Below are 22,730 nucleotides of genomic sequence, written 5' to 3'. Positions count from 1 at the left end.
ACGTTCACGCGCCCGCACGCTCCGGTACGCAGTCCGCAGTCCGCAGTCCGCCGCATGGCGCCGATGTCCGCCATGGGTGCGGATGGCGAACCGGGTGAGCGGCTCCGTCGACGAGTTGCGAGGCCCGTCGGCGAGGCTGGACGGCCCCGGACCCGACGGCGCCCGCCTCCGTGGACCGGGGCGGGCGCTTTCGTGCGGGTCAGGCGGTGACGGGCTCCGCTGCCCGCTCGTCCTCGATTGCCGAGGAGGTGCGGGCGGCGAGCAGCCGGTCGAGGCCGAGAGCGCCGGAGCCGGTGAAGACGAGCAGGAGCATGGTCCAGCAGAACAGCGCGGAGAGCTCGCCACCGTTCTGGATCGGCCACAGGGCCGCCGACTGGTGGACGTCGAAGTAGGCGTACGCCATCGAGCCCGAGGCGATGAACGCGGCGGCGCGGGTGCCGAGGCCGAGGAGCACGAGCGCCCCGGCGACGAGCTGGATGACGGCCGCGTACCAGCCGGGCCAGGTGCCCGTGTCGATGGTGCCGCCGTCGGTGCCCATCGCGCCGCCGAGCACACCGAAGAGCGAGGCGGCACCGTGTGCGGCGAAGAGCAGGCCGACGACGATGCGGAACAGGGAAATGGCGTACGGCTGGGCGCTGTTGAGGCGTCCGGTCATGTGGGGGAACTCCTTCGGTCTGGTTCGGTCCGGGCAGAGCCGGACCGTGGGACGGAACCGAGTGAGTCACCAAGGTTAGGTGGACCTAATCTATGCTTGCAAGTTCAACATTCAGCCATGGCTGGGCTTCCGTTTACGATTCCGCTTCGGCCGTCCTTGCACGTAGTGCCCCTCACGCCACGGCATCGGCGCCCGGAAACCTGACCGAATCCACTCCGGGCCCGGCGCTGTCCCGTCCGTGTCTGCCGGGCGAGGAGTTCGTCGTTGGTCCGTCGCCGCCCGCCGCCCGCCGCCCGCCGCCCGCCGCCCGCCGCGCATCCGGTTCAGGTTCCGGTAGCCGAGCCTCCGCGGGAGTCGTCGCGCGGACGGCCGGCCCCCGGGCGCGTCGGGTGAGCGCGCGACCAGGGCCCGCCCGTGGGGAATGCCCCTATCCGAGGGTGATCGCGGACTCCTCCACCGTGGTCAGCCGGGCGCCTCTCGCCGTGCTGCCGGTGTCGCCGCCCCGTGCCTCCCGTGCCTGTTCGAGGCGCAGGGAGGCCGAACGGCCCTGCAGGGTCAGGGTCATCAGCTGATTGCCGAACCAAGGGCCGCCGGACTTGCGCCAGTCGACCGGTGGGCGCCTGCAACGGCCGTGCCGGGTGAGGAGGTTGCCGAGCAGCCGGGCCGGGCGGCTCCAGCCGAAGCGGAAGCCGAGCCGTATGTAGGGCGGGATGGAGTTGTGGACGGGGGAGCAGGTCAGCTGGAGAACCCGGGCGGCGGGCTGCCGGGCGGGGTCGGCCCAGACCGGATCGGCGACATAGGCGTGGTGCACGTCTCCCGACAGCACGCACACCGTCGCCGGCGCGTCCTCGCCCGACCCGGCCTCGGCGATCAGCTCCGCCAGCTCCTCGAACGACTCCGGGAACGCCGCCCAGTGCTCCAGATCGGCCGCCCGCCGCAGCCGCTCGCCGAACCGCGCCCAGCGCGCGCCCCGTTCACCCCGGCACAGGGCCGCGTCCCACGTCTCCGCGTGGTGGATCAGCGGGGGCAGCAGCCAGGGCAGGGACGTGCCGATCAGGAGATGGTCGCGGGAGTCCGGCGCCTCCAGGACCTGCTCGCGCAGCCAGGCGGCCTCGCCGGAATCGAGCATCGAGCGGTGCTTCTCGTCCAGGACGCGGGCGGCGCGGGTGTCGAGCATCAGAACGCGGGTCCGGCCGAAGTCGCGGCGGTAGCTCCAGCGGACCGAGGCCGGGTCGGCGTCGGCCTGGGCGGCGAAGGCGCGCAGCACGTCCGTGCCGTCGGGGGTCTCGCGTACGGCCGCGTACAGCAGGTCCGCGGCGAGCTCGCCGGGGGAGAGGTTGCCGAGGTGCTGGTGGACCCAGTACGACATCAGACCGCTGAGCACCCGCTCGCGCCACCACGGGGTCGCGCGGATCTCGGCGAGCCAGGCCGCGCTGGTGTTCCAGTCGTCGATGACGTCGTGGTCGTCGAAGATCATGCAGCTGGGTACGGTGGACAGCAGCCAGCGGATCTCGGGGTCGAGCCAGGATTCGTAGTAGAGGCGGGTGTACTCCTCGTAGTCCGCGACCTGATGGCCCGGAGGGTCCGCCAGACCCCTTCGCGCGGCGATCCACGCACGGGTCGCCTTCGAGACCTCGTCCGCGTACACCTGGTCGCCCAACAGCAGCAGTACGTCCGGGCGTTCGCCGTCCGGGGCCGAGGCGATGCGGGCGGCGAGGGTGTCCAGGGCGTCGGGGCCGACCGGGTCCTTCTCGTCGGCGGGCGGCGCCGCCCAGCGGCAGGAACCGAAGGTCACGCGGACGGCGGCGTCGTCGCCCTCGGGGGTGCGGACGACCGAGGGGGGAAAGGGCGAGTCCGGCAGCGGCCAGACGGTCGCCCCGTCCAGCAGGATCTCGTACGCGGTGACCGTGCCCGGCGTCAGTCCGCTCACCGGCACCAGCGCGTAGTGGTGGCCCGCGATCTGGAACGTACGGGCCTTTCCGCCGGCGCCGTCCGCGCAGCGCACCTCGGCGGTGCACGGACGGCTCGCCTCGACCCAGAAGGTCGCGGACGAGCCGTCGACGTACCTCAGCAGTGGTCCCAGGCGCAGTTCAGCCATGATGATCCCCCTCCTCCGTCGCCCCGTACGGTACGGAACGACGGAGGCCTGTGGGGAGGTTCCGGAAACCGTGGGAACACCGTGGGGGGAACGATGTCCGGAACCCGGGCGACCTGGGCCGCCGGTCTTGTGGCGCGGTGCGGTCAGCAGCCGCTCAGGACCGAGCTCAGCTTCGACTTCTCGGCGGAGTCGACCTTGAGGTTGTAGTAGTACTTCACCTGGACCCAGGCGCGGACGTAGGTGCAGGCGTACGAGCTGAGCGGGGGCATCCACTCGGCCGGGTCCTGGTCGCTCTTGGACTGGTTCACGTTGTCCGTGACGGCGATGAGCTGCGGGCGCGTCACGTCGTTGGCGAAGGCCTGGCGCTGGGCGGTGGTCCAGGCGCTGGCGCCGGAGTCCCAGGCCTCGGCGAGCGGCACGAGGTGGTCGATGTCGAGGTCGGAGGCGGCGGTCCAGGTGGCGCCGTCGTAGACGGAGTACCAGCTGCCGCTGGTGGCCGTGCAGGCGGAGTTGACGACGACGTTCGAACCGTCGCGCTTGAGCACGTACTCACGGGTGTTGCAGGTGCCGCTGATGGTGATCCAGGTGGGGAACAGATCACGGTCGTAGCCGGTGCGGTTCTCCGTCGCGACGGTGAGGGACGCGAGGTAGGTGCGGGCGGTGGCCGCGCTGACCGGGGTGGGGAGGGCGGCGGAGGCGGTCGGGCCGTTGAAAACACTGGCCATGGCTATCAGGCCCGTGATGGCTGCGAGTATGCTCAGTCGTCGACGCGCGTAGACTTTTGGCATGCGAACTCCCTTGGGGTGTGGGGGCGTTGGAGTGCGAGCGAACGAATGCTCGCGGCGTCGTATTGCCGGGAGGTAAGTGCGCGGTTAGAAGTTAGTGACGTGCACATGACATAACAAGGTTTATGGCAGAACTTTCGGCTCGGGGGGAAATCCCGACCGCGGGACTTTCGGCCCTGGGAGGCCGCTTCGCTGGTCGCGTACTATGGACGGCGCAGAAGGGGAGTAGCTCTTCGCCGGACCGTCGACATACTGCTCAGCTCGTCTGAGCCGGCGCCCGGAGGCAGACCTCGTTCACGAGGCCGGCCAGCGAGACCTTCGGCAAGCAGTGCACTTGCCCGTGCCGGGCTCTTCCGGCGTGGGTGCTTCTTCCCGCGCCTCCCGGTGCGGGTGTCGCTGTGTGCTGCCGTGCCGAGGTGTCGCGCAGTCACAGCACGCGCAGTCGCAACACTCTCGGCGGGGCAGCCCGACCGATTGAGGAATTTTGATCAGCTTCAGCGTGATGGCGCTCGTCTTCGGTGTCGTCTTCCTTGCCGAACTGCCGGACAAGACAGCTCTCGCGGGCCTCGTCCTCGGCACGCGCTACCGCGCCTCGTACGTCTTCGCCGGTGTCGCCGCCGCGTTCGCCGTCCATGTGGCACTCGCCGTCGCGGCGGGCAGCGTGCTGACGCTGCTGCCGCAGCAGATCGTGCACGCGGTCACCGGTGTGCTGTTCCTCGGCGGTGCCGCGGTGCTGCTGATGAAGAAGGACGAGGGCGAGGAAGAGATCCGCAAGCCGGAGAACCAGACCTTCTGGAAGGTCTCCGGGGCGGGCTTCATGCTCATCCTCATCGCCGAGTTCGGCGACCTCACGCAGATCATGACGGCGAACCTCGCCGCGCGGTACGACGACCCGCTGTCCGTGGGGCTCGGTGCGGTGCTGGGGCTGTGGGCTGTCGCGGGGCTCGGGATCGTGGGTGGCAAGGCCCTGATGAAGCGGGTGCCGTTGACGCTGATCACCAAGGTGGCGGCGATGCTGATGCTGGGGCTGGGGGCCTGGAGCCTGTACGAGGCTGTCGCGGGCTGAGCCCTGTCGGGGCCGGCACTCGTCCTCGGCGGGGCGCTCTTCGCGGGGTGCCCTTCACGGGACCCTGTGTGGTGCCGGGACGTGTCTCGGCGGGTGCCTCGTACCCCGGTGTCCGCGGGTGCATGGGGGCCGGGTGCGGCCGCCTCGCGCGTGTGGGCGGGTGTGGCCGCCTCCGGCGTGCGAGTGGGCGTGGCGGGTTCCGTGCGGGGGCCGGCTGTGGGTGGATGTCGGTGGGGCCGCCGGTGGGGGCTGTCGGTGTCCGGGGGGTGTCCCGGCAGTGTCTCGATGGCGTCCTGGGGGTTGCGTTCGGCGCCTGGGTGAATAAAGGGCAGGTCGGGGGAGGTGGCGCCGGGGCCGCTTGTTTTGTATCTTGTAGGAACAAAGTGGTTCCCGTCCGCACCTCCCTGACCGGTGGGCGGGGCCGCCTTGTTTTCCGGGGGTGTGTCGACCCCCCATATCTGCGCTTTGGAGCATGCCGATGACGACGGCCACCACCGTTCTGACCGCCCGCGCCTTCCTGCTCGACATGGACGGCACCCTCGTCAACTCGGACGTCGTCGTCGAGCGCTGCTGGCGCGGCTGGGCGGAGCGACACGGGCTGGACGGGGACGAGGTCATGAAGGTCGTCCACGGCAGGCAGGGTTACGCCTCGATGGCGTTGCTGCTGCCGGACAGGCCCATGGAGCAGAACTACGCGGACAACACGTTGATGCTGGCCGAGGAGACCGCCGACATGGACGGCGTCGTCGCGATTTCGGGAGCGCCGGAGTTCCTCGCCTCCCTCGCGGCGGTGCCGCATGCGCTCGTCACCTCGGCGGATGTGGCGCTGTCCAGCGGGCGGATGGCCGCCGCCGGGCTCAGGCTTCCAGACGTGCGGGTCACCGCCGAGTCCGTCGGAGCCAGCAAGCCCGATCCCGAGGGCTTTCTGAAGGGCGCGGCCGAGCTGGGGATCGCGCCCGAGGACTGTGTCGTCTTCGAGGACTCCGGAGCGGGGATCGCCGCGGGGCGGGCCGCCGGAATGCGGGTCGTCGGGGTCGGTCCTCGGGCGGGATTCCATGGGCCGGACGTGCTCGTGCGTGATCTGACCGAGGTACGGGTCGAGGTCGTCGGGGACGGGACGGTTCGCCTTCACATCGGCTGAGGGCCGGAAGGGGAGAGGGCGGGTGGAGGGTCCTTCGCCCCTCCGCCGCCTCCGCGTTTTCCCTTCCGGACCCGGGGCTCCGCGCCCCAGCCCCCGCTCTTCGAACGCCGGAGGGGCCGAATCCTGCCCCTCCGGACAAAAGCGCAGGGCCACGACCCGTCACGTACCCGGCCTGGCGCATGCACGACCTGCCACGTACCCGACCCACCGCACACCCGCCACGCGGTACCGGGTACCCGGACGGTCGGCTACGGCTCCGCCGTCTCCGACTCCAGGCTCGCCCGCGTCGCCGGGCCGTACACCCCCGGGGCATCCCCCGTGATGCCCCGCGCCCACTGGTACCAGCCCACGGCGTCCTCGAGGTGACGGTCGAACTGGCCATCGGCCTTCCGCATGTACATCCTGAGCTGGCTCAGCCGTAGCTGGAGCTCGGTCACCTCGGCCCCGCTGTCGCCACGCCGCAGGGTGGGCCCGGCCGCCACGTTCGCACCGCCGCCACCCGTGGAGGCCGCGGATCCCGGCGCGGTCGCCGTCTGGCTCGGCCGCGCGGACGTCGCCGACGCCGTGGCCGACGAGGACGGTGTCGCCGACGTGTCCGACGCGGACGCGGACGCCGACGGCGACGGGCTCGCGCTCGCCGAGGCGGACGGGGACGACGACGTCGAGGCCGTCGAGGACGCGCTCGCCGACGGCACCGCGGAAGCCGTGTCGGACAGGACGTCCGGCGCGGTCGTCCGGACGTCCTTCGGCTGGGCCTCGTCCCGCGAGTGCGGGTCGGAGGAGAGCAGTCCGCTCACGACCCCCGCCGCGGCCACCACGGTCACCACGACTCCGGTGACGGCGAGGACCCCGGTACGTCGGCGACGCCTGGGCCGGCCGGTGGCCGAGACCTCCTGGCCGGGCTTCGGGCCGCGCGAGCCGCCGTGGGAAAGGCGGACGTCGGTGGCGCGCGCGTCCGAGGGGAGCGCCTTCAGCTGCATGGTGGCGTCGGCCGGCATTGCCGCCGACGGCGTGGTGACCTCCGGCGGCAGCGGAGCCGATCGCGGGGCCGCGTCCGCAGGCACGAGGGCCGGTCGCATGGTCGCGTCCGCCGGGATCGCGGCCAGCTGCATGGTGGAAGCGGTCGCGTCCTCGCCGTTCGCGGGCGACATCGGCGCTCCGCCGACCGGCGGAGTGCCGTACACGGAGACCGTCGGCTCGACGCCGTCGGCGGGCATGCCGCCGTGGAACCGAGGGTCGGTGCCGTGCACCTGCATGGTGTGGGCTTCCCCGAAGCCCCCCATGGTCCCGGCGCTGCCGGTGGGCATGCCGCCGCTCGCGGGTGCTCCGTGAGAGCCCACGTGCGCCGAGGCGTCCTCCGACGCCCAGACACCCGTTTCGGCCGCCGTCCAGGCACTGGTCTCGGCCGCCGCCCAGGCACCCGCTTCGGCGGCCGCCCACGGCTCTCCGGCGGTCGGGGCGGCATGCCAGGGCCCCGGGGCCGTTCCGGCCGGGCCGCCAGGGCCACCGGTGCCCTCGGCCGGCCCCAGGCCTCCTCCGGTGTGCCCGGAGTTCTCCGTACCCAGTTCTACGTAAGGCCGTATGCGCAGCGGGTTGAAGTCCTCCGCCGCGGCCTGCGCCGCGCGCTTGTCGCGCAGCGCGTCGGACGCCGTGCGGGCACAGCCGCAGAACGGTGTGCCGTCCTGCGCCCGGTGTGCGGCGCACTCTGGGCAGACATGCCCGGTCGGTTCAGTCACGAGTGGGTCCCTCCCCCCTGAAAACTCCAGTGATTATCCGGACGACCTTCATGCAACCTTCAAGCAGCCCCCCGGAACCACGGATTCCGGTTAGCTCGACAGGCCATAACCGGACACACCGATCAGGATGGAGGATGACCGGGACCCTCGGGGCTCAGGGAGGCCGTATGACCGGGGACGCGCACGGTTCGGACACGCCGTCCGGCCATGGGCCGGAAGGGGCGGACGCGCCGACCGGCAGCGGCATGGGCGGGCCGCCCGGACTGCACGACTCGGTCGAGGTGAGCGAGTCGGCGGTGCGACGCCGCACCGCGGCGGCCACCGACGCCCGGGACACCGTCCACGGCAGCGTCTTCGTCTCCATCGGCGCACTGCTGCTCGGCATGCTGCTCGCCGCGCTGGACCAGACGATCGTGTCGACCGCGCTGCCGACCATCGTCAGCGACCTCGGCGGTCTGGAGCATCTGTCGTGGGTGGTCACGGCGTACCTGCTCGCGTCGACGGCGGCGACCCCGCTGTGGGGCAAGCTCGGTGACCAGTACGGCCGCAAGAAGCTCTTCCAGACGGCGATCGTGATCTTCCTGATCGGATCGGCGCTGTGCGGCATGTCGCAGAACATGGGCGAGCTGATCGGCTTCCGGGCGTTGCAGGGCCTCGGCGGCGGCGGGCTGATGGTGCTGTCGATGGCGATCGTCGGCGACCTCGTCCCGCCGCGTGAACGGGGCAAGTACCAGGGGCTGTTCGGTGCGGTCTTCGGCGCGACGAGCGTGCTCGGGCCGCTGCTCGGCGGTCTGTTCACGGAACATCTCAGCTGGCGCTGGGTCTTCTACATCAACCTCCCCGTCGGCGTCGTCGCGCTCGCGGTGATCGCGGCGGTCCTGCACATCCCGAAGAAGTCGGCGCGGCACGTCATCGACTATTTCGGTACGTTCCTGATCGCCGCGGTCGCCACCTGTCTGGTCCTGGTGGCCTCGCTGGGCGGCATCACCTGGGCCTGGGACTCGGCGCAGATCATCGGTCTCGTGATCCTCGGCGTGGTCCTCGCCGTCGTCTTCGTGGTGGTGGAGCGGCGCGCGGCCGAACCCGTTCTGCCGCTCAAGCTCTTCCGTATCCACACCTTCACGCTGTCCGCGATCATCAGCTTCATCGTCGGCTTCGCGATGTTCGGCGCGATGACCTATCTGCCGACGTTCCTCCAGGTCGTGCAGGGCGTGTCGCCCACGATGTCCGGCGTGCACATGCTGCCGATGGTGTTCGGGCTGCTGGTGTCGTCCACGGTCTCCGGGCAGATCGTCAGCCGTACCGGCCGCTGGAAGGTGTTCCCCGTCACGGGCACCGGGGTCACCGCCCTCGGTCTGCTCCTGCTGCACCAGCTGGACGAGAACAGCAGCACGGGCGAGATGAGCGCGTACTTCTTCGTCTTCGGCCTGGGCCTCGGCCTGGTCATGCAGGTCCTGGTCCTGATCGTGCAGAACGCGGTGTCGTACGAGGATCTGGGCGTCGCCACCTCGGGGGCGACCTTCTTCCGGTCGATCGGCGCCTCGTTCGGCGTCGCGATCTTCGGCACGGTCTTCGCGAGCCGTCTCGGCGACAACCTGACGAAGGCACTGAGCGGGCAGCAACTGCCCCCCGGCATCACCACGGACTCCCTGAAGGCCGACCCGAAGGGGATCAGCCGGCTGCCGGCCGATCTCCAGCCGCCGGTCCTGCACGCGTTCGCGACGTCGATCACGGACGTCTTCCTGTACGCCGCCCCGGTCGCCCTGCTCGGTTTCGTGCTGGCCTGGTTCCTGCGGGAGGACAAGCTGCGCGGCTCCGTCACGGCCCCCGACGTGACGGAGACACTCGCCAGCAACCCGGTCGAGCGGTCGTCGTACGACGAGGTGTGCCGGGCGCTGTCCGTGCTCGGCACCCGGGAGGGGCGCCGCGAGATCTACGAGAAGATCACCGAGCGGGCGGGCTACGACCTGCTGCCCGCGGCGAGCTGGCTGCTGCTGCGGATCAAGAAATACGGGTGGGCGGAGCCCGCGCTCCTGGCCGAGCACCATGCCGTCCCCCTGAACGTCGTCCTGGCCGCCGCCCGCCAGCTCGAGGAACGCCGGCTCGTCCGCCGCGAGGGCCTGGACCTGGTCCTGACCGACGCGGGCCGCGGGGCCGCCGGGAATCTGTCCAGAGCCCGCGAGGAGTCCTTCTCCGACCTCCTCGGCGACTGGTGGACACCGGACCGCCCGACGGACCTCACTCAGCTGGTCGAGGAGCTGAACGAAGAGATGTGCGGCTCTGATGCCGAGCGCCCCCACGAGCGCATGCTGCTCGGCCGGCCCGAAGGAGAAATGGGCTGAGCGTCAGCCGGTCAGATCCTTCCGGAACCAGTGCTCGGCATAGACCTCGTCGTTGTGCGCCGCCGTCTCCTCGTAGCCGTGCCGGGCGTACAGCGCCCGCGCCTCGACGAGGTCGCCGCGGGTGTCGAGGACCAGCCGCCGGGCGCCCAGGCCGCGAGCCGCCGCCTCGGCCGCCGCCAGCAGGAGGGACGCGCCGCCCTTGCCGCGCAGGTCCTCGCGGACGAAGACGCGGCGCAGTTCGCCCGTCGTGGCGTCGAGCATCCGCACCCCCGCGGTGCCGACGGGGTCACCGTCGTGGCGCGCGACGAGCAGCACACCCGTCGGTGGCGCGAACTCGCTGCCCGTCAGCGCGGCGACCTCCCGCTCCAACTCCTCGGGATCCGTCGTACGCCCTTCGTGCAGCAGGTACCACCGGTCGCTGACCTCCGTGTAGTACGCCCTCCAAAGTGCGGCGGCGACAGGGGAGCCGAAGGGTTCGGGGGCCACACTCCAGGGGGCCGGCGTGCCGGAAGGCGATCGGGTCATGCCGGCCATTGTCGTCAGGGGCCGCCCCCGGCGCGCAACCGGATAAGGGTGTCGGACCGAACCGCCCGGCGGCTAGCGGGCGTTGGCGGTTCTCGTGAGTGAGGGGTGGACGGATCGTCGCCGGGCGATCGCCGGACGATCGCTGAACGGTCGGTGGGTGATCGGCTTCGGGGGTGCGGTGGTTCGCGCTGGAGCGGGGGTCGTTTGAGGAACGGGTTCCGGGCAACCCGGTTCAAGAACCGGCCCGTTGGGTCGAGAACCCCGGAAGGCACCCATGTCCACAGGCGTGATCATCGCTCTGATCGTGATTGTGGCGGCCGTTGCCGTTGTCGCGGCCGCCCTGACCCTCCTCGCCCGAAGGCCGCCGGGCGGGCGCACCCTGCGGCGGCGCTTCGGACCGGAGTACGACCGAACCGTCGCCCGGCACGACGGCGACACCCAGGCCGCCGAACGCGACCTCAACGAGCGCGTGAAGCAGCACGGCGCGCTGCGCGAGCGGCCCCTCGAACCCGCGGCCCGGGAACGGTACGCGGCCGGCTGGACGGCCGCCCAGGAACGCTTCGTCGATTCGCCCCAGGAGGCGGTGGCCGAGGCCGACCGGCTGCTCGGTGAGCTGGCCGGAGCACGCGGGTTCCCCGAAGGGGACCGTTACGAGGAGCAGGTCTCCGCCCTCTCCGTTCACCACGGACACCACGTCCACGGTTACCGGCGTGTGCACCGTGCCGCGCTGGCCCGCACCGGCGGGGGCCAGAACGGCGGCGTCGACACCGAGCAGATGCGCGAGGCCATGCTGGAGGCCCGCGACCTCTTCGACGACCTGCTGACCCCGACCCGCCAGGAGACCTCCCCCGGCCGTGTGCGCGACGCGGACGAGGTCAGCGAGCCGACGGCCGCCCGCTCGGAGCGCCCCAAGCGGTTCGGCATGACCAAGGACGTCCGGCGCACCGAGTCCGCGCAGGCGCCGACGAGCGCCGAAACCGCTGAGAGCACTGAGCGCACCGAGAGCACCGAGACCTCCACCCCCGACACTCGCTCCCCTCTGCCCTGGTCCTTCAACAGGCGTCAGGCGAAGGGGAGTTGAAGAAGGTGAGCGCCATGAAGCCGGACCAGGATTCTGAGCAGACCCCGTCGCGTGAAGCGGCTGTCGTGAAAGGCCGCGTGACCCCGGTACCCGCCGAGCGCTCCCCGGACGACCGGGAGAGCGAGAACCGTCAGGAGACCGAGGAAGTGTCGCGCCGCGAGGCCCTGAAGGGCCAGGTGGATCCCGCGTCCGCCGAGACCGGCCGGCGCGACCCGGCTGGGAACGGCGACCGGGCCAGGAACGGCGACCCATCCAGGAACAGCGATCCGGCCAGGAACGGTGACGGCGCGGCAGCCCGGCCGAGCGGGCCGACGGGGACCGGCACGAAGGCCCGCGAGACGACAGGTGCTGAGGTCGGCGAGCGGGAGGCCCGGAGCGGCGACCGTACAGGGCGCACGGGCGCCGGCGACGGACCCCGCACGTCCGACGGCCCCGGGCCGCGACCCGTGCCCCGTGGCGCCGGGGGAGCGCTCCCCCAGAGCGGCCCGGCGGACACCAAGGGCCGTACGGGCACGGGCACGGGCACGGGCACGGGCACGGGCACGGGCACGGAAGATCGTGCCGCGTCTGACGAACGGATGCTGCCGTTGGACGAGTACGACAAGTTCTCGCTGCGGATGCGGCACGCGGTCGGCGGGTTCGTCGACGGTCCGCAGGCCTCCGTCGAGGAGGCCGACCATGTGCTCGAAGAGCTCGCGGGCCGGTTCACGGAAGCCGTGACCCGGCGGCGCCGCGCCCTGCGCACGTCCTGGCAGTCCGGCGGCGAGGACAAGGCGACGGGCTCCGACACGGAGCAGCTCCGGCTGGCTCTGCGGGACTACCGCGAGATGACCGAGCGGCTCCTGCGGCTCTGAGCCCACTCGGACACCTCCCTGGTGAGGTGAGGCCGCGTCCCGGACCATGCCCCGGGACGCGGCCTCACGCATGCATGCGGCCGCACGTCCTTCCAGCGGCCGCACGGGCTCGTCGCGGGCTTGGCAGCACGTACTTCGCGCGGGCCGTCGAGTCCGTGTGCGGCCGCGCGGTTCACAGTGCCGCGGGGTTCTCACCGGACTTCCTCCGGTATCCCCGCGGTCCTCCGCGGCCTCACGCGGCTCCGGTGCCTCCCTGCCCGTCGGCCCGTCCCTCGGGGTGTCCGCCGCCGGGGGCCGGGTCCGCTCGGGCCGGGTCCTCGCGGGCCGCACGCCACTCCCGCACGATCTTCTCCACGTCGTACGGCTTGAGCCCGAGGGGAGGGCCCGGCGGCGGCTTGAACATGACCTCGCGGATCTTGGCGTTGATGTCCTCGACGATCCGCCGCACCGTCCGCTCCGAAGGGGCCGCGGAGGCCGCCACGAGGGCGTCCTCCGCCTCCTTGCGCAGGGCAAGTGTGGGCGGCAGGACCGACAGCCCCTCACGGGCCATCTTCCGCTTGATCCACCAGAGTTCGTCGTACGGGGTGTCGGTGACTTCCGGCATCGGCTTGCCGGCGCCGGGGAGTCCCGTGAACTCGCCGCGGGCCTCCGCCTCACGGATCTGTTTGTCGACCCAGGACTCGAAGCTGACACCGGGTGGCTTGCGCTCGGTCATGAGTCCATTGTGCCGGAGGTCACACGGCGAGGGGAAAGGGCGAATTATCATGCGGCGGCGACGGGGCAACCACGTTCCGCGCCAGGACAATTGGACCAGTACCTCACGAAGGAGCGCGCGTGCTCGAACTCACCATGGCCTCGGTGTCCGGAGCGGACGCCGGTGCGACGGCCGGGATGCAGATGGCCGACGCGCCGAGCGACCCCGGGGCCATGCTGCGGGTGGGCCGGGACCGGGCCGTGTGCCGTCTCGCGACCCCCGACGACTGGCTGTTCGTGTCCCGGGTCCACCTGGAGTTCCTGTGCGGCCCGGACGGCTCCTGGCAGGTCACCTGGCTTCGGGGTTCCCACGCGGAACCGTCCTCCGAGGTCCGGCTGATCCTGGCGGGGTTGCCGTCCCAGCCGCTTCCGTACGGCGGGACGGCCGGACTCCCGGCAGGCGGCTCCGGCGAACTCGTCATCCAGGACCGCACCGGCCCCCACACCGTGAACGTGGGCTTCTATCACGAGGCCTAGGACCGATCGGGCCGGGCGGGGCGGGTGATCAGGCCTGTACGCGTGCCAGCGCGAACCCGTCGTACCCCTTGCTGCCCACCGTCTGCACCGCCGTGCCGTTCAACTTCGGGTGGGAGGCGATCAGTTCGAGCGCGGCCCGGGTGCCCAGCACGCTCGGGTCGGTGCTCGCCCCGTCGGTGACAGCTCCGCCGCGGACGACGTTGTCGAGGACGATCACGCTGCCGGGCCGGGTGAGCCGGGCCGCCCACTCGATGTAGTGGGGGTTGTTCACCTTGTCCGCGTCGATGAAGACGAAGTCGAACGGCTCGGGGTTCTCGTCCGCCAGCTTCGGCAGGGACTCCAGGGCGGGGCCCACCCGCACCTCGGCGATCCTGTCGAGGCCGGCCCGGGCGAGGTTGGCGCGCGCCACCTCGGCGTGCCGGGGGTCGTACTCGAGGGTGATCAGCTGCCCGTCGGCGGGCAGGGCGCGGCCCAGCCAGATCGTGCTGTAGCCGCCGAGCGTGCCGATCTCCAGGATGCGGCGGGCGCCCTGGATCTCGGCGAGCAGCTGCAGCAGCTTGCCCTGGTTCGGCGCGACGTTGATGGGCGGCAGTCCGGCCGCGTCGCTGTCTCGCAGCGCGGCGGTCAGGATCTCGTCGGCGGGGGCCAGGAGGGTGGTGAAGTGGTCGTCGACGTCGTTCCAGAGCTGCGACTCGCTCATGCACCGGGCCTTTCATATGCCTAGTTAGATGCGCTAAGGACTTCCGGAGACGAACCTATCCGCCGGCGCCCGCGCGTGCCAGCAGGATTCGGGCCCGGCGGGCCGATTCCGGGGCGGGCGCGCGAGGGCACCTGCGGAGGTGTGACAGCAGTGGCGCGCGGGCGCCAGGAGGGCCACGACGTCAGTGGCGCGCGGGCCCGGCGAGAGTAGTGCCGCCTCAGCGGCGCGCGGGTTCCACGGCGGGCGCGGAACCCGGCAGCGGGCGGCCCGCCGACTCCGTCATGAACCAGACGGCGACACCGCCGATCACGGCCGCGGCCATCATGTAGTACGCGGGCATCATCATGTTCCCGGTCGCCCCGATGAGGGCCGTGACCACCAGCGGGGTCGTGCCGCCGAAGAGCGAGACCGAGATGTTGAAGCCGATGGAGAGCGAGCCGTAGCGGACCCGCGTCGGGAAGAGGGCCGGGAGCGCGGCGGGCATCGCGGCGGTGAAGCAGACCAGCAGCAGGCCGAGGGCGCCCATGCCGAGCGCGATCGCGAACAGGCTGCCCTGGCGGATCAGCAGCAGCGCCGGGACGGACAGGGCGAGGAAGCCCGCGCAGCCCGCTGCGATCACCGGGCGGCGGCCGATCCGGTCGGTCAGGGCGCCCGCGAAGGGCTGCACGATCATCATCAGCGCCATCACGCCGAGGACCACGAGCAGACCGTGCGTCTCGTCGTACTTGAGCTCACTGGTCAGGTAGCTCGGCATGTAGGACAGCAGCATGTAGTCGGTGACGTTGAAGACCAGGACCAGGCCCACGCACAGGAGCAGGTTGCGCCACTGGCCGGTGATCATCTCGCGCAGCGGCACCTTGGGGCGGTCGGCCTCGGACTTCTCGAGCTCCGCGGCGAACGCCGGGGTCTCCTCCAGGCGCATCCGCAGATAGAGGCCGATGATGCCCATCGGGCCCGCGATCAGGAACGGGACGCGCCAGCCCCAGGACAGCAGGTCGTCGGTGGACAGCAGGGCGGTCATGAGGGTCACCAGGCCCGCGCCGCCGATGTATCCGGCCAGCGTGCCGAACTCCAGCCAGCTGCCGAAGAAGCCGCGCCTCTTGTCGGGCGCGTACTCGGCGATGAAGGTCGAGGCGCCCGCGTACTCGCCGCCGGTGGAGAACCCCTGCACCAGACGGGCCGCGAGCAGCAGGACCGGGGCGCCGACGCCGATCGTGGCGTATGACGGGATCAGACCGATCGCGAAGGTGCCCGCCGCCATCATGATCATGGTGAGCGCGAGGACCTTCTGGCGGCCGATCCGGTCGCCGAGCGGGCCGAAGACCATGCCGCCGAGTGGGCGGACGAGGAAGGCCGCGGCGAAGGCGCCGAAGGTCGCCAGCAGCTGGGCGGTCGGGTTGCCCGAGGGGAAGAAGACCTTGCCCAGGGTCACCGCGATGTAGCTGTAGACACCGAAGTCGAACCATTCCATCGCGTTGCCGAGCGCTGCCGCCTTCACGGCGCGCCTGACCAGCGCGGGGTCGGTGACGGTGACCTCGGGGGAGGCCGGCCGTGCGGGGGCCGGGACGGATACGGCGGGGGCTGTCGGGGTCGCGGTCGGCAAGGGCCTTCCTTTCGCCGGGGACAGGGACGGGTCCGCCCGGAGGCGGACCGGCGGCTCGCCCGGACTGGACCGGCGGCTCGCCCGGAGGCGGCCGGCGGCTCGCCCGGGGCGGACCGAAGAAGCGACCTTAGGACTGTTCGTCCACGTCACGTGCGGTGTGCGACCCGCCGCGCAGCGCACATAAAGGCGGCGTACGCAGGTGTGACGAGGCGGCCGGGGCGCTCCCTCCGAAGGGGCATTTGTGATCTATGTCGCGAAGTCGAGGGGGGACCGGACTCTCCGCGAACTATCGTCAACCGGACAAAAGGGGTAGGGGTGTCAGGTGGAGCGAGGGGTTCCTGCGCATTTCGACGAGGACGGCCGCACCCCATAAGGTCCTGATATGGACTGACATAGGGGACGTGTGGGGCGCGCGGTAATCAACGTGGCGGGAGAGCCGACAGGGCGTGGCGAACGTGGAGCACGGCGGACGAGCGGGCAATGCCGTCGCGGGGGCGGCGGAGACGGCGCGGGCACGGCTGCGCGCGCTCCGCATCGGGCTCTGGGCGATCGCCGCGACACTGGCCGTACGGCAGGTCGCCGCCGTCCTCAGTGCACCGAAGGCAGACCGGCTGACGGATCTGGAGACCTGGGTCGGCCCCAACGGCGTACTGCACATGAAGGGCTCGCTGTACGACTCGACACGGTTCACCGGCACCCCGTTCGGCGGACTCGTCCTCAAACCCCTCACCCGGGCGGCTGAACAGGCCCTCGGCTGGGGCTGGACCTTCGGCACCCTGCTGCTGGTCGTCGCGCTCGGCCTGGTCGCCGCGCGAGCCCTGCCGCACCCCGTGAGCCGGCGTACGTCGCTGCTCGCCGCGCCCGTCGCCATCAGCCTGCTGGTGCTGTCGCTCCCCGTACGCAACGCCCTCTACCTCGGCCAGACCAGCATCATCCCGGTGCTGCTCGTCCTGCTGGGCTGCTTCGCCGTCCGCGGGGAGCGCGTCTGCGGGGTCCTCATCGGGCTCGCGGCAACCCTCCAGCCGACCGTGCTGCTCTTCACGCCGCTTCTCTGGTTCACCGGCCGCCGCCGCGCCGCCGCCTCCACCGGGGCCACCTTCGCCGCCCTCACCGCGCTCGCCTGGGCCGCGATGCCGCGCGACTCGAACACCTACTGGGTGCACCACCTTGCGGGCGTCGGCCTCGGCAAGGACGCCGACGACGTCGCCAACCAGTCCCTGCACGGCGCGCTGCTGCGGTTCGGACTCACCGGGCCGCTGGAGATCGGCCTCTTCCTGGCGCTCGGCGCGGTCGTCGCCGCCGTCGGACTCCGACGCGCGGTGCGCTGCGCGCGCGACGGGCAGCTGCTGCTCGCCGTGGCGATGACCGGCTGCGTCGCCGTCGCCGTCTCGCCCACCACCTGGCAGCACCAGCTGCTGTGGGTGCTGCTCGCGCTCGCCGGCCGGGTCGGGCGCAAGGCCTCGGACCGCTATGTGTGGCCCGTCGCCGTCGTCCTCGTCATGACGCTGCCCGCCAGGATGATGCTGCCGGACAAGCCGGTGCTCGAGCCGCTGCGCGACAACGTGGTGCTGATCGCGGCGCTGGCCGCCGCCACCGTCGTACCGTTCCTGTCCCGCACCTCGGAGTTCTACCGGGCCCCGGTCTCCACCGACCATGCGGCGCCCGTCCCCGCCCGGTGGAAGCGCGTGCCGCTGCTCCCGTTCCTCGGCCGGGTCCTCACCCGCCCCAACCTGCTGCTCGAACTGCTCCTGATCCGCGTCGGCTACTCCGCCTACGCCTCCGTACGCCTCGCCGTGACGGGCGGCTCCAACGCGCACGGCCGGGCCACCGCCGAGCACCACGGCGACCAGATCCTCACCGTCGAGCGGTTCCTGCGCCTCGACATCGAGCACGGCGTCAACCACGCGGTGGTGAAGATCCCCTTCCTGCGGGACTTCTTCGACTTCTACTACGAGTCGTTCCACTTCGGCGTCCCGCTCACCGTCCTCGCCGTGCTCTACGTCCGCCGCCCCGCCGACTACCGCTGGGCCCGCTCCGCCCTCGGCTTCGCCACCCTGCTCGCCCTCGTCGGCTTCTGGCTCTACCCGCTCGCCCCGCCACGCCTGATCCCGGGCCTCGGCGTCGTCGACACCGTGCACGGCGTGCAGGACTTCTCCAAGCCGGACTACGGCACCCTGACCGCGCTGACCAACCAGTACGCGGCGATGCCCTCGCTGCACTTCGGCTGGTCGCTGTGGTGCGGGGTCGTCATCGCGATTCTGGCGCCCAGATGGTGGATGAAGGCGCTGGGTCTGCTGCACCCGCTCTTCACGGTTTCCGCGATCGTGGCGACCGGCAACCACTGGGTCCTGGACGCCCTCGGCGGCGCGGCCGTGGTCGCCGCGGGCTTCGGCCTGACCCATCTCCTCCAGGGCCCGCGGTCCCGGACGCCGATGAAAGCGGTCGCGGCCGGCACGAGGAAGCCGGTCACGGCGACGGGCCGTAGCCGGAACTGATCCGGTACGTCCCGGCGAGGGTGCGGGCGGGCGTGTGTACGGGCGGGCGTGTGTGCGGACGTGTCTGTGCGGTCTCGGGGGAGGCAGGGGCGGGCGCGGGGGGATGAGCCCCTGCCTCCCTCGGGACGGGCCGACGGTGCCGGGAGGCCGTCGGCCCGAGCGTGCGACGCCCGCTATACGTGACTGACCTGGAGTTCCTTGACGCCGTTCAGCCAGGCGGAGCGGAGGCGGCGCGGGTCGCCGACGAGCCGCAGATTCGGCATCGCGTCCGCGATCGCGTTGAAGATCAGGTCGATCTCCAGCGTGGCCAGGGACTTGCCGAGGCAGAAGTGCGGACCCCCGCCGCCGAAGCCGAGGTGCGGGTTGGGGTCACGGGCGATGTCGAAGACCTCGGGGCCCTCGAACACCTCGGGGTCGTTGTTGGCGGAGGAGTAGAAGATGCCGACGCGGTCGCCCTTCCTGATCCGCTGTCCGCCCAGCTCGGTGTCCTGGGTCGCGGTGCGCTGGAAGGCGACGACGGGGGTCGCCCAGCGGACGATCTCCTCGGCGGTGGTCTTGGGCCGCTCCCTCTTGTAGAGGTCCCACTGGTCGGGGTGGGTGAGCAGGGCGTGCATCCCGTGGGTGATGGCGTTGCGGGTCGTCTCGTTGCCGGCGACCGCCAACAGCAGGACGAAGAAGCCGAATTCGTCGGAGGCGAGGTTCCCCTCGTCCTCCGCCGCCACCAGCGTGCTGACGATGTCCTTGGCGGGGCACTGTTTGCGGTCCGCCGCCATGTTCATCGCGTACGAGATGAGTTCGGTGGCCGACTCGGCACCGATCTCCTCGGTGATCGCGTACTCCGGATCGTCGTACGCCACCATCTTGTTGGACCAGTCGAAGATCTTGACGCGGTCCTCCTGCGGGACGCCGATGAGCTCGGCGATCGCCTGCAGAGGCAGTTCGCAGGCGACCTGGGTGACGAAGTCGAAGGCGCCGTCGGGGCCGGCCTGCGCGAGCGCGTTCGCCACGATCGAACCGGCCCGGGCGCGCAGCGCGTCCTCCAGGGAGCGGATGGCGCGCGGGGTGAAGCCGCGCTGCACGATCTGACGGACCCGGGTGTGCTCGGGCGGGTCCATGTTGAGCATGATGAGCCGCTGGACCTCGATCTGTTCGCGCTGGATGTGCTCGTTGAAGCGGATGACGGCCGTGTTGAGGAACGAGGAGAAGAGTTCGGGGTGCGTCGAGACGTACTTGACGTCCGCGTGCCGGGTGACGGCCCAGTAGCCGTCGTCCTCGAAGCCCGCGACACCGGGCTGTTGCGGGATCCAGTGGACCGGTTCGGCCCGGCGCAGCTCGGCGAACTCCGGGAGGGGAACGCGTTGGTGCAGTACGTCGGGGTCGGTGAAATCGAACCCGTCGGGCAGCGCTGGACAGGGCATCGGCAACTCCAGGTCTCGCGCCTACGGTGGTGCCTGCGGTGGTGACCGCCTTTCCCGGGAGCGGGTCCGGCGGTCGGGTCTGACGGTCCATCAGGAACAGGGAATCGCCGAGAAGGTAGTAACGGGTTCTACAAGTGGCAAGAGGTGTGGGCCTCCCAATTGCGTGCGGGATTCGTGCAGATCACGACTTCGGGAGCTGCAGGACCCTTGCGGCGCGGGGGGTTCGCTCAGCAAACTGCACGCAGAACTGGTACGCGTTCTAGTTCTGCGCGGTGGGTGGGCCGGGACGCCCCGCGCTGCGCGGGTCAGCAGGGCCTGACCGCCGGGCAGGCCTGAGGAGAGGACGAGCCCCCATGGCCGCGGAACCCGTGATCGTCGAAGCCGTACGGACCCCCATCGGCAAGCGCGGTGGCGCGCTCGCCAATCTGCATCCCGCTTATCTCCTGGGCGAGACCTACCGTGAACTCCTCGGCCGCACCGGCATCCACGCCGACTGCGTCGAGCAGATCGTCGGCGGCACGGTGACGCATGCCGGCGAGCAGTCGATGAACCCCGCGCGTACGGCATGGCTGACGATGGGGCTGCCCTACGAGACGGCGGCGACGACGGTCGACTGCCAGTGCGGCTCCTCGCAGCAGGCCTCGCACATGGTCGCCAACATGATCGCGGCGGGTGTCATCGACGTCGGGATCAGCTGCGGCATCGAGGCGATGTCGCGGGTGCCATTGGGTTCGGGGTCCAAGCACGGTCCGGGCAAGCCGTTCCCCGACGAGTGGAACGTCGATCTGCCGAACCAGTTCGAGGCCGCCGAGCGCATCGCGCGCCACCGCGGTCTGACCCGCGAGAACGTCGACTCCCTCGGGCTCATCTCGCAGGAGCGGGCCGCCATCGCGTGGGGCGAGGAGCGGTTCAAGCGTGAGACGTTCGCCGTGCAGGTGCCCACCACCGAGGACGAGCAGCGGGCCGGGCAGGGCATGTGGCGGCTCGTCGACCGGGACGAGGGGCTGCGTGACACGTCCATGGAGGCGCTGGCGAAGCTGAAGCCCGTGATGCCGACGGCCGTTCACACGGCCGGCAACTCCTCCCAGATCTCCGACGGCGCGTCCGCCATCCTGTGGGCGTCCAAGCGGATGGCGCGGGCGCTGAAACTGCGGCCGAGGGCGAGGATCGTGGCGCAGGCGCTGGTGGGTTCCGATCCGCACTTCCATCTGGACGGCCCGATCGACGCCACCCGGGCCGTGCTCGGCAAGGCCGGTATGTCCCTGAAGGACATCGACCTCGTCGAGATCAACGAGGCCTTCGCGTCGGTGGTGTTGAGCTGGGCGCAGGTCTTCGAACAGGACCTGGAGAAGGTGAACGTGAACGGGGGCGCGATCGCGCTCGGCCATCCGGTGGGGGCCACAGGGGCCCGGCTCATCACCACGGCACTGCACGAACTGGAGCGCTGCGACAAGGAGTTCGCGCTCATCACGATGTGCGCGGGTGGGGGGCTGGCCACGGGGACGATCATTCAGCGGTTGTAGTTCGCGGTACCGACCTCCCCTTGGGTCAGTAGAGTTCGGCGTCAGGTCGGTTCCCGGACCACGCGTGGTGCGGACTGTTCGCGGCGGCGTTTTTGTGCCACCGCGAACGTGCGGTCCCGCGGGGGCGGGAAGAAGGGGGGCCGGTCATGGAGGCGGTGCCCGAGGCGGAGGAGACGTCAGGGCCCTGGTTCGCGGGGTTCCGCCTGGGTGCGCTTCTCGGAGTACCGACCTCGCTCGTCGCGGTTCTCGTCATCGGCCGGGTGTGGGCGTCCTGCGGCATCGGTGTGAACGCGTCGGCGAATTCACTGTCCCTGCTTCTCGTCGCACCCGTCGTCTGGATCGGTACGGCGGCTTCCTGGACCCTCGTCCACGGTGCGATCGGAAGGTTCGGCCGAGGCGCCGTCGTCGCCGTCGGCGTCCTCTTCAACCTGTGGTTCCTCTGGTACGTCGTGACGGCGCTGGGCACGATGGGTTCCTACCCCGATCCGGTGTGCCCCGGGAACGTCCCGCCGTGGTGGCCGGGGTTCGTTCCGGCCTGAGGGGCCGAGAGGTGCTCCGGCCGGCAGGCCTCGGGTCGCGTCACTCCCGGCCGGAGGTTGTTGTCGCCAGGACCGCCGGCACCAGCGCCGCGATCAGCAGGGGGATGGCGAGGCCGTGGTGCAGGACCAGCCATGCGCCGAGCAGGGCGCCTGGCAGCATCGCGAACACGGAGCCGATGCGGCGCGGGGAGTTGTGGCTCGTGCCGCCGCCGAGGCGGGAGTCGGCGGCCAGGCCCGTCAGGGTCATCGTCAGGACGGTCGTCGTCAGGTCGGCCACGCCGAGCTTGCGGACCGTCGCGTTGCGCAGGCCCATCGCGAAGGCCGTGACGGCGATCAGGGTGTAGGCCGTGGCGGTGGCGTCCGGTGCGGCGAAGGCGACTGCCGCGCAGGCGGCCGTCAGGACCGCCTCGGTGGCGAACGTGCCGCGGGCCCAGCTCCGGCGTGAGCCCTTGCCGAACCGCACCGCGATCCGCCCGCCGGTCACCGCGCCCGCCAGGAAGCAGCACAGCGAGGTCAGTGTGTGCGGTACGGAGAAGCCGGGCGCTCCGGCCGCCGCGAATCCGAGGACCACCACGTTGCCGGTCATGTTCGCCGTGAAGACGTGCCCCAGGCCCAGGTAGTTCACCGCGTCGATGAGGCCGCTGACCACGGTCAGCGACAGCAGCGCGGATGTCAGTGGCAGACCTCGTGACTCAGGGTCGTGGGGCGTGTCCGTCTGCGTGGTCATGGAGGTCAGTCCACCACGGGGGCGCTCGCGCTCGCGTCCGGTCCCGGGTTTGCCGTGGGGCGATTCAGCCCCTCCGGTGCCTGAGGGGCGGGGTCCGGGGCGGAGCCGCGGGGGAGGCGGTCGTACCCGAGCGTGTCCGGGTACGACGAAGGCGGCAGCCCCGGGGAAGCGGGGTGCCGCCTTGCACGTGCTGTGAGGCTCTGGGGCTGATC

The 22,730-nt window shown here is 71.3% G+C and carries 19 protein-coding genes; 9 read left to right on the top strand and 10 right to left on the bottom strand.

The window, feature by feature from the left end:
- Window positions 1-199: 199 nt before the first annotated feature.
- The 3 genes from N4G66_RS03660 to N4G66_RS03650 all read right to left on the bottom strand — a co-directional run bounded on the left by N4G66_RS03660 (window position 200) and on the right by N4G66_RS03650 (window position 3,541).
- A complete protein-coding gene (locus N4G66_RS03660; RefSeq protein ID WP_261702463.1) occupies window positions 200-655 on the bottom strand; it encodes a DoxX family protein in 456 nt (151 codons plus the stop codon).
- A gap of 427 nt (window positions 656-1,082) precedes the next feature.
- On the bottom strand, window positions 1,083-2,753 hold the full coding sequence (locus N4G66_RS03655) for an alkaline phosphatase D family protein (protein ID WP_261702462.1): 1,671 nt from the start codon (window positions 2,751-2,753) through the stop codon (window positions 1,083-1,085).
- A gap of 143 nt (window positions 2,754-2,896) precedes the next feature.
- Window positions 2,897-3,541 (bottom strand): HNH endonuclease family protein, encoded by a 645-nt coding sequence (locus N4G66_RS03650; protein ID WP_261702461.1) that lies wholly within the window; start codon window positions 3,539-3,541, stop codon window positions 2,897-2,899.
- 481 nt (window positions 3,542-4,022) lie between these two features.
- Here N4G66_RS03650 and N4G66_RS03645 point away from each other — a divergent pair, with 481 nt between their 5' ends.
- Window positions 4,023-4,604 carry a TMEM165/GDT1 family protein gene (locus N4G66_RS03645; protein WP_261702460.1) on the top strand — a complete coding sequence of 194 codons (582 nt, stop codon included), beginning with the start codon at window positions 4,023-4,025 and terminating at the stop codon, window positions 4,602-4,604.
- Window positions 4,605-5,076: 472 nt separating this feature from the next.
- Window positions 5,077-5,745, top strand: a complete 669-nt coding sequence (locus tag N4G66_RS03640) for an HAD-IA family hydrolase (RefSeq protein ID WP_391858745.1) — start codon at window positions 5,077-5,079, stop codon at window positions 5,743-5,745.
- Window positions 5,746-5,993: 248 nt separating this feature from the next.
- On the opposite strand, the gene N4G66_RS03635 is transcribed toward N4G66_RS03640, so the two are convergent.
- Window positions 5,994-7,481: a peptidoglycan-binding domain-containing protein gene (locus tag N4G66_RS03635; protein ID WP_261702459.1), complete on the bottom strand. Its 1,488-nt coding sequence runs from the start codon at window positions 7,479-7,481 to the stop codon at window positions 5,994-5,996.
- Window positions 7,482-7,648: 167 nt separating this feature from the next.
- Here N4G66_RS03635 and N4G66_RS03630 point away from each other — a divergent pair, with 167 nt between their 5' ends.
- Window positions 7,649-9,823 (top strand): MDR family MFS transporter, encoded by a 2,175-nt coding sequence (locus N4G66_RS03630; protein WP_391858744.1) that lies wholly within the window; start codon window positions 7,649-7,651, stop codon window positions 9,821-9,823.
- 3 nt (window positions 9,824-9,826) lie between these two features.
- On the opposite strand, the gene N4G66_RS03625 is transcribed toward N4G66_RS03630, so the two are convergent.
- Window positions 9,827-10,357, bottom strand: coding sequence for a GNAT family N-acetyltransferase (locus tag N4G66_RS03625; protein ID WP_391858743.1), 531 nt, complete (start codon window positions 10,355-10,357; stop codon window positions 9,827-9,829).
- Between the two features lie 265 nt (window positions 10,358-10,622).
- Between N4G66_RS03625 and N4G66_RS03620 the strand changes: the two genes are divergently transcribed.
- Together N4G66_RS03620 and N4G66_RS03615 are read left to right on the top strand one after the other, a co-directional pair.
- Window positions 10,623-11,429 (top strand): hypothetical protein, encoded by an 807-nt coding sequence (locus N4G66_RS03620; protein WP_261702457.1) that lies wholly within the window; start codon window positions 10,623-10,625, stop codon window positions 11,427-11,429.
- Window positions 11,430-11,443: 14 nt separating this feature from the next.
- On the top strand, window positions 11,444-12,283 hold the full coding sequence (locus N4G66_RS03615; RefSeq protein ID WP_261702456.1) for a hypothetical protein: 840 nt from the start codon (window positions 11,444-11,446) through the stop codon (window positions 12,281-12,283).
- Between the two features lie 232 nt (window positions 12,284-12,515).
- Here the strand turns inward: N4G66_RS03615 and N4G66_RS03610 are convergent, their stop codons facing one another.
- The gene (locus N4G66_RS03610; RefSeq protein WP_261702455.1) at window positions 12,516-12,998 is read right to left on the bottom strand and encodes a DnaJ family domain-containing protein; all 483 of its coding nucleotides are present in this window, start codon (window positions 12,996-12,998) and stop codon (window positions 12,516-12,518) included.
- Window positions 12,999-13,117: 119 nt separating this feature from the next.
- Between N4G66_RS03610 and N4G66_RS03605 the strand changes: the two genes are divergently transcribed.
- Window positions 13,118-13,513, top strand: coding sequence for a hypothetical protein (locus N4G66_RS03605; RefSeq protein ID WP_261702454.1), 396 nt, complete (start codon window positions 13,118-13,120; stop codon window positions 13,511-13,513).
- A 28-nt stretch (window positions 13,514-13,541) separates the two neighbouring features.
- On the opposite strand, the gene N4G66_RS03600 is transcribed toward N4G66_RS03605, so the two are convergent.
- Together N4G66_RS03600 and proP are read right to left on the bottom strand one after the other, a co-directional pair.
- Window positions 13,542-14,213, bottom strand: a complete 672-nt coding sequence (locus N4G66_RS03600; RefSeq protein ID WP_261702453.1) for an O-methyltransferase — start codon at window positions 14,211-14,213, stop codon at window positions 13,542-13,544.
- 217 nt (window positions 14,214-14,430) lie between these two features.
- Window positions 14,431-15,816, bottom strand: a complete 1,386-nt coding sequence (proP, locus tag N4G66_RS03595) for a glycine betaine/L-proline transporter ProP (RefSeq protein WP_261702452.1) — start codon at window positions 15,814-15,816, stop codon at window positions 14,431-14,433.
- A gap of 446 nt (window positions 15,817-16,262) precedes the next feature.
- On the opposite strand from proP, the gene N4G66_RS03590 reads away from it, so the two are divergent.
- A complete protein-coding gene (locus tag N4G66_RS03590; protein WP_261702451.1) occupies window positions 16,263-18,311 on the top strand; it encodes a bifunctional glycosyltransferase 87/phosphatase PAP2 family protein in 2,049 nt (682 codons plus the stop codon).
- 173 nt (window positions 18,312-18,484) lie between these two features.
- Here N4G66_RS03590 and N4G66_RS03585 read toward each other — a convergent pair whose 3' ends face one another.
- Window positions 18,485-19,729 (bottom strand): cytochrome P450, encoded by a 1,245-nt coding sequence (locus tag N4G66_RS03585; RefSeq protein WP_261702450.1) that lies wholly within the window; start codon window positions 19,727-19,729, stop codon window positions 18,485-18,487.
- A 353-nt stretch (window positions 19,730-20,082) separates the two neighbouring features.
- On the opposite strand from N4G66_RS03585, the gene N4G66_RS03580 reads away from it, so the two are divergent.
- Window positions 20,083-21,252, top strand: a complete 1,170-nt coding sequence (locus N4G66_RS03580) for a steroid 3-ketoacyl-CoA thiolase (RefSeq protein ID WP_261702449.1) — start codon at window positions 20,083-20,085, stop codon at window positions 21,250-21,252.
- A gap of 146 nt (window positions 21,253-21,398) precedes the next feature.
- Window positions 21,399-21,791: a hypothetical protein gene (locus tag N4G66_RS03575; RefSeq protein ID WP_261702448.1), complete on the top strand. Its 393-nt coding sequence runs from the start codon at window positions 21,399-21,401 to the stop codon at window positions 21,789-21,791.
- A 40-nt stretch (window positions 21,792-21,831) separates the two neighbouring features.
- On the opposite strand, the gene N4G66_RS03570 is transcribed toward N4G66_RS03575, so the two are convergent.
- The gene (locus N4G66_RS03570) at window positions 21,832-22,518 is read right to left on the bottom strand and encodes a YoaK family protein (RefSeq protein ID WP_261702447.1); all 687 of its coding nucleotides are present in this window, start codon (window positions 22,516-22,518) and stop codon (window positions 21,832-21,834) included.
- Window positions 22,519-22,730 lie beyond the last annotated feature (212 nt).

The sequence above is a fragment of the Streptomyces rhizosphaerihabitans genome (assembly GCF_025399795.1).
Classification (GTDB): Bacteria; Actinomycetota; Actinomycetes; order Streptomycetales; family Streptomycetaceae; genus Streptomyces; species Streptomyces rhizosphaerihabitans.
This window is presented reverse-complemented; position numbering and strand designations above follow the sequence as displayed.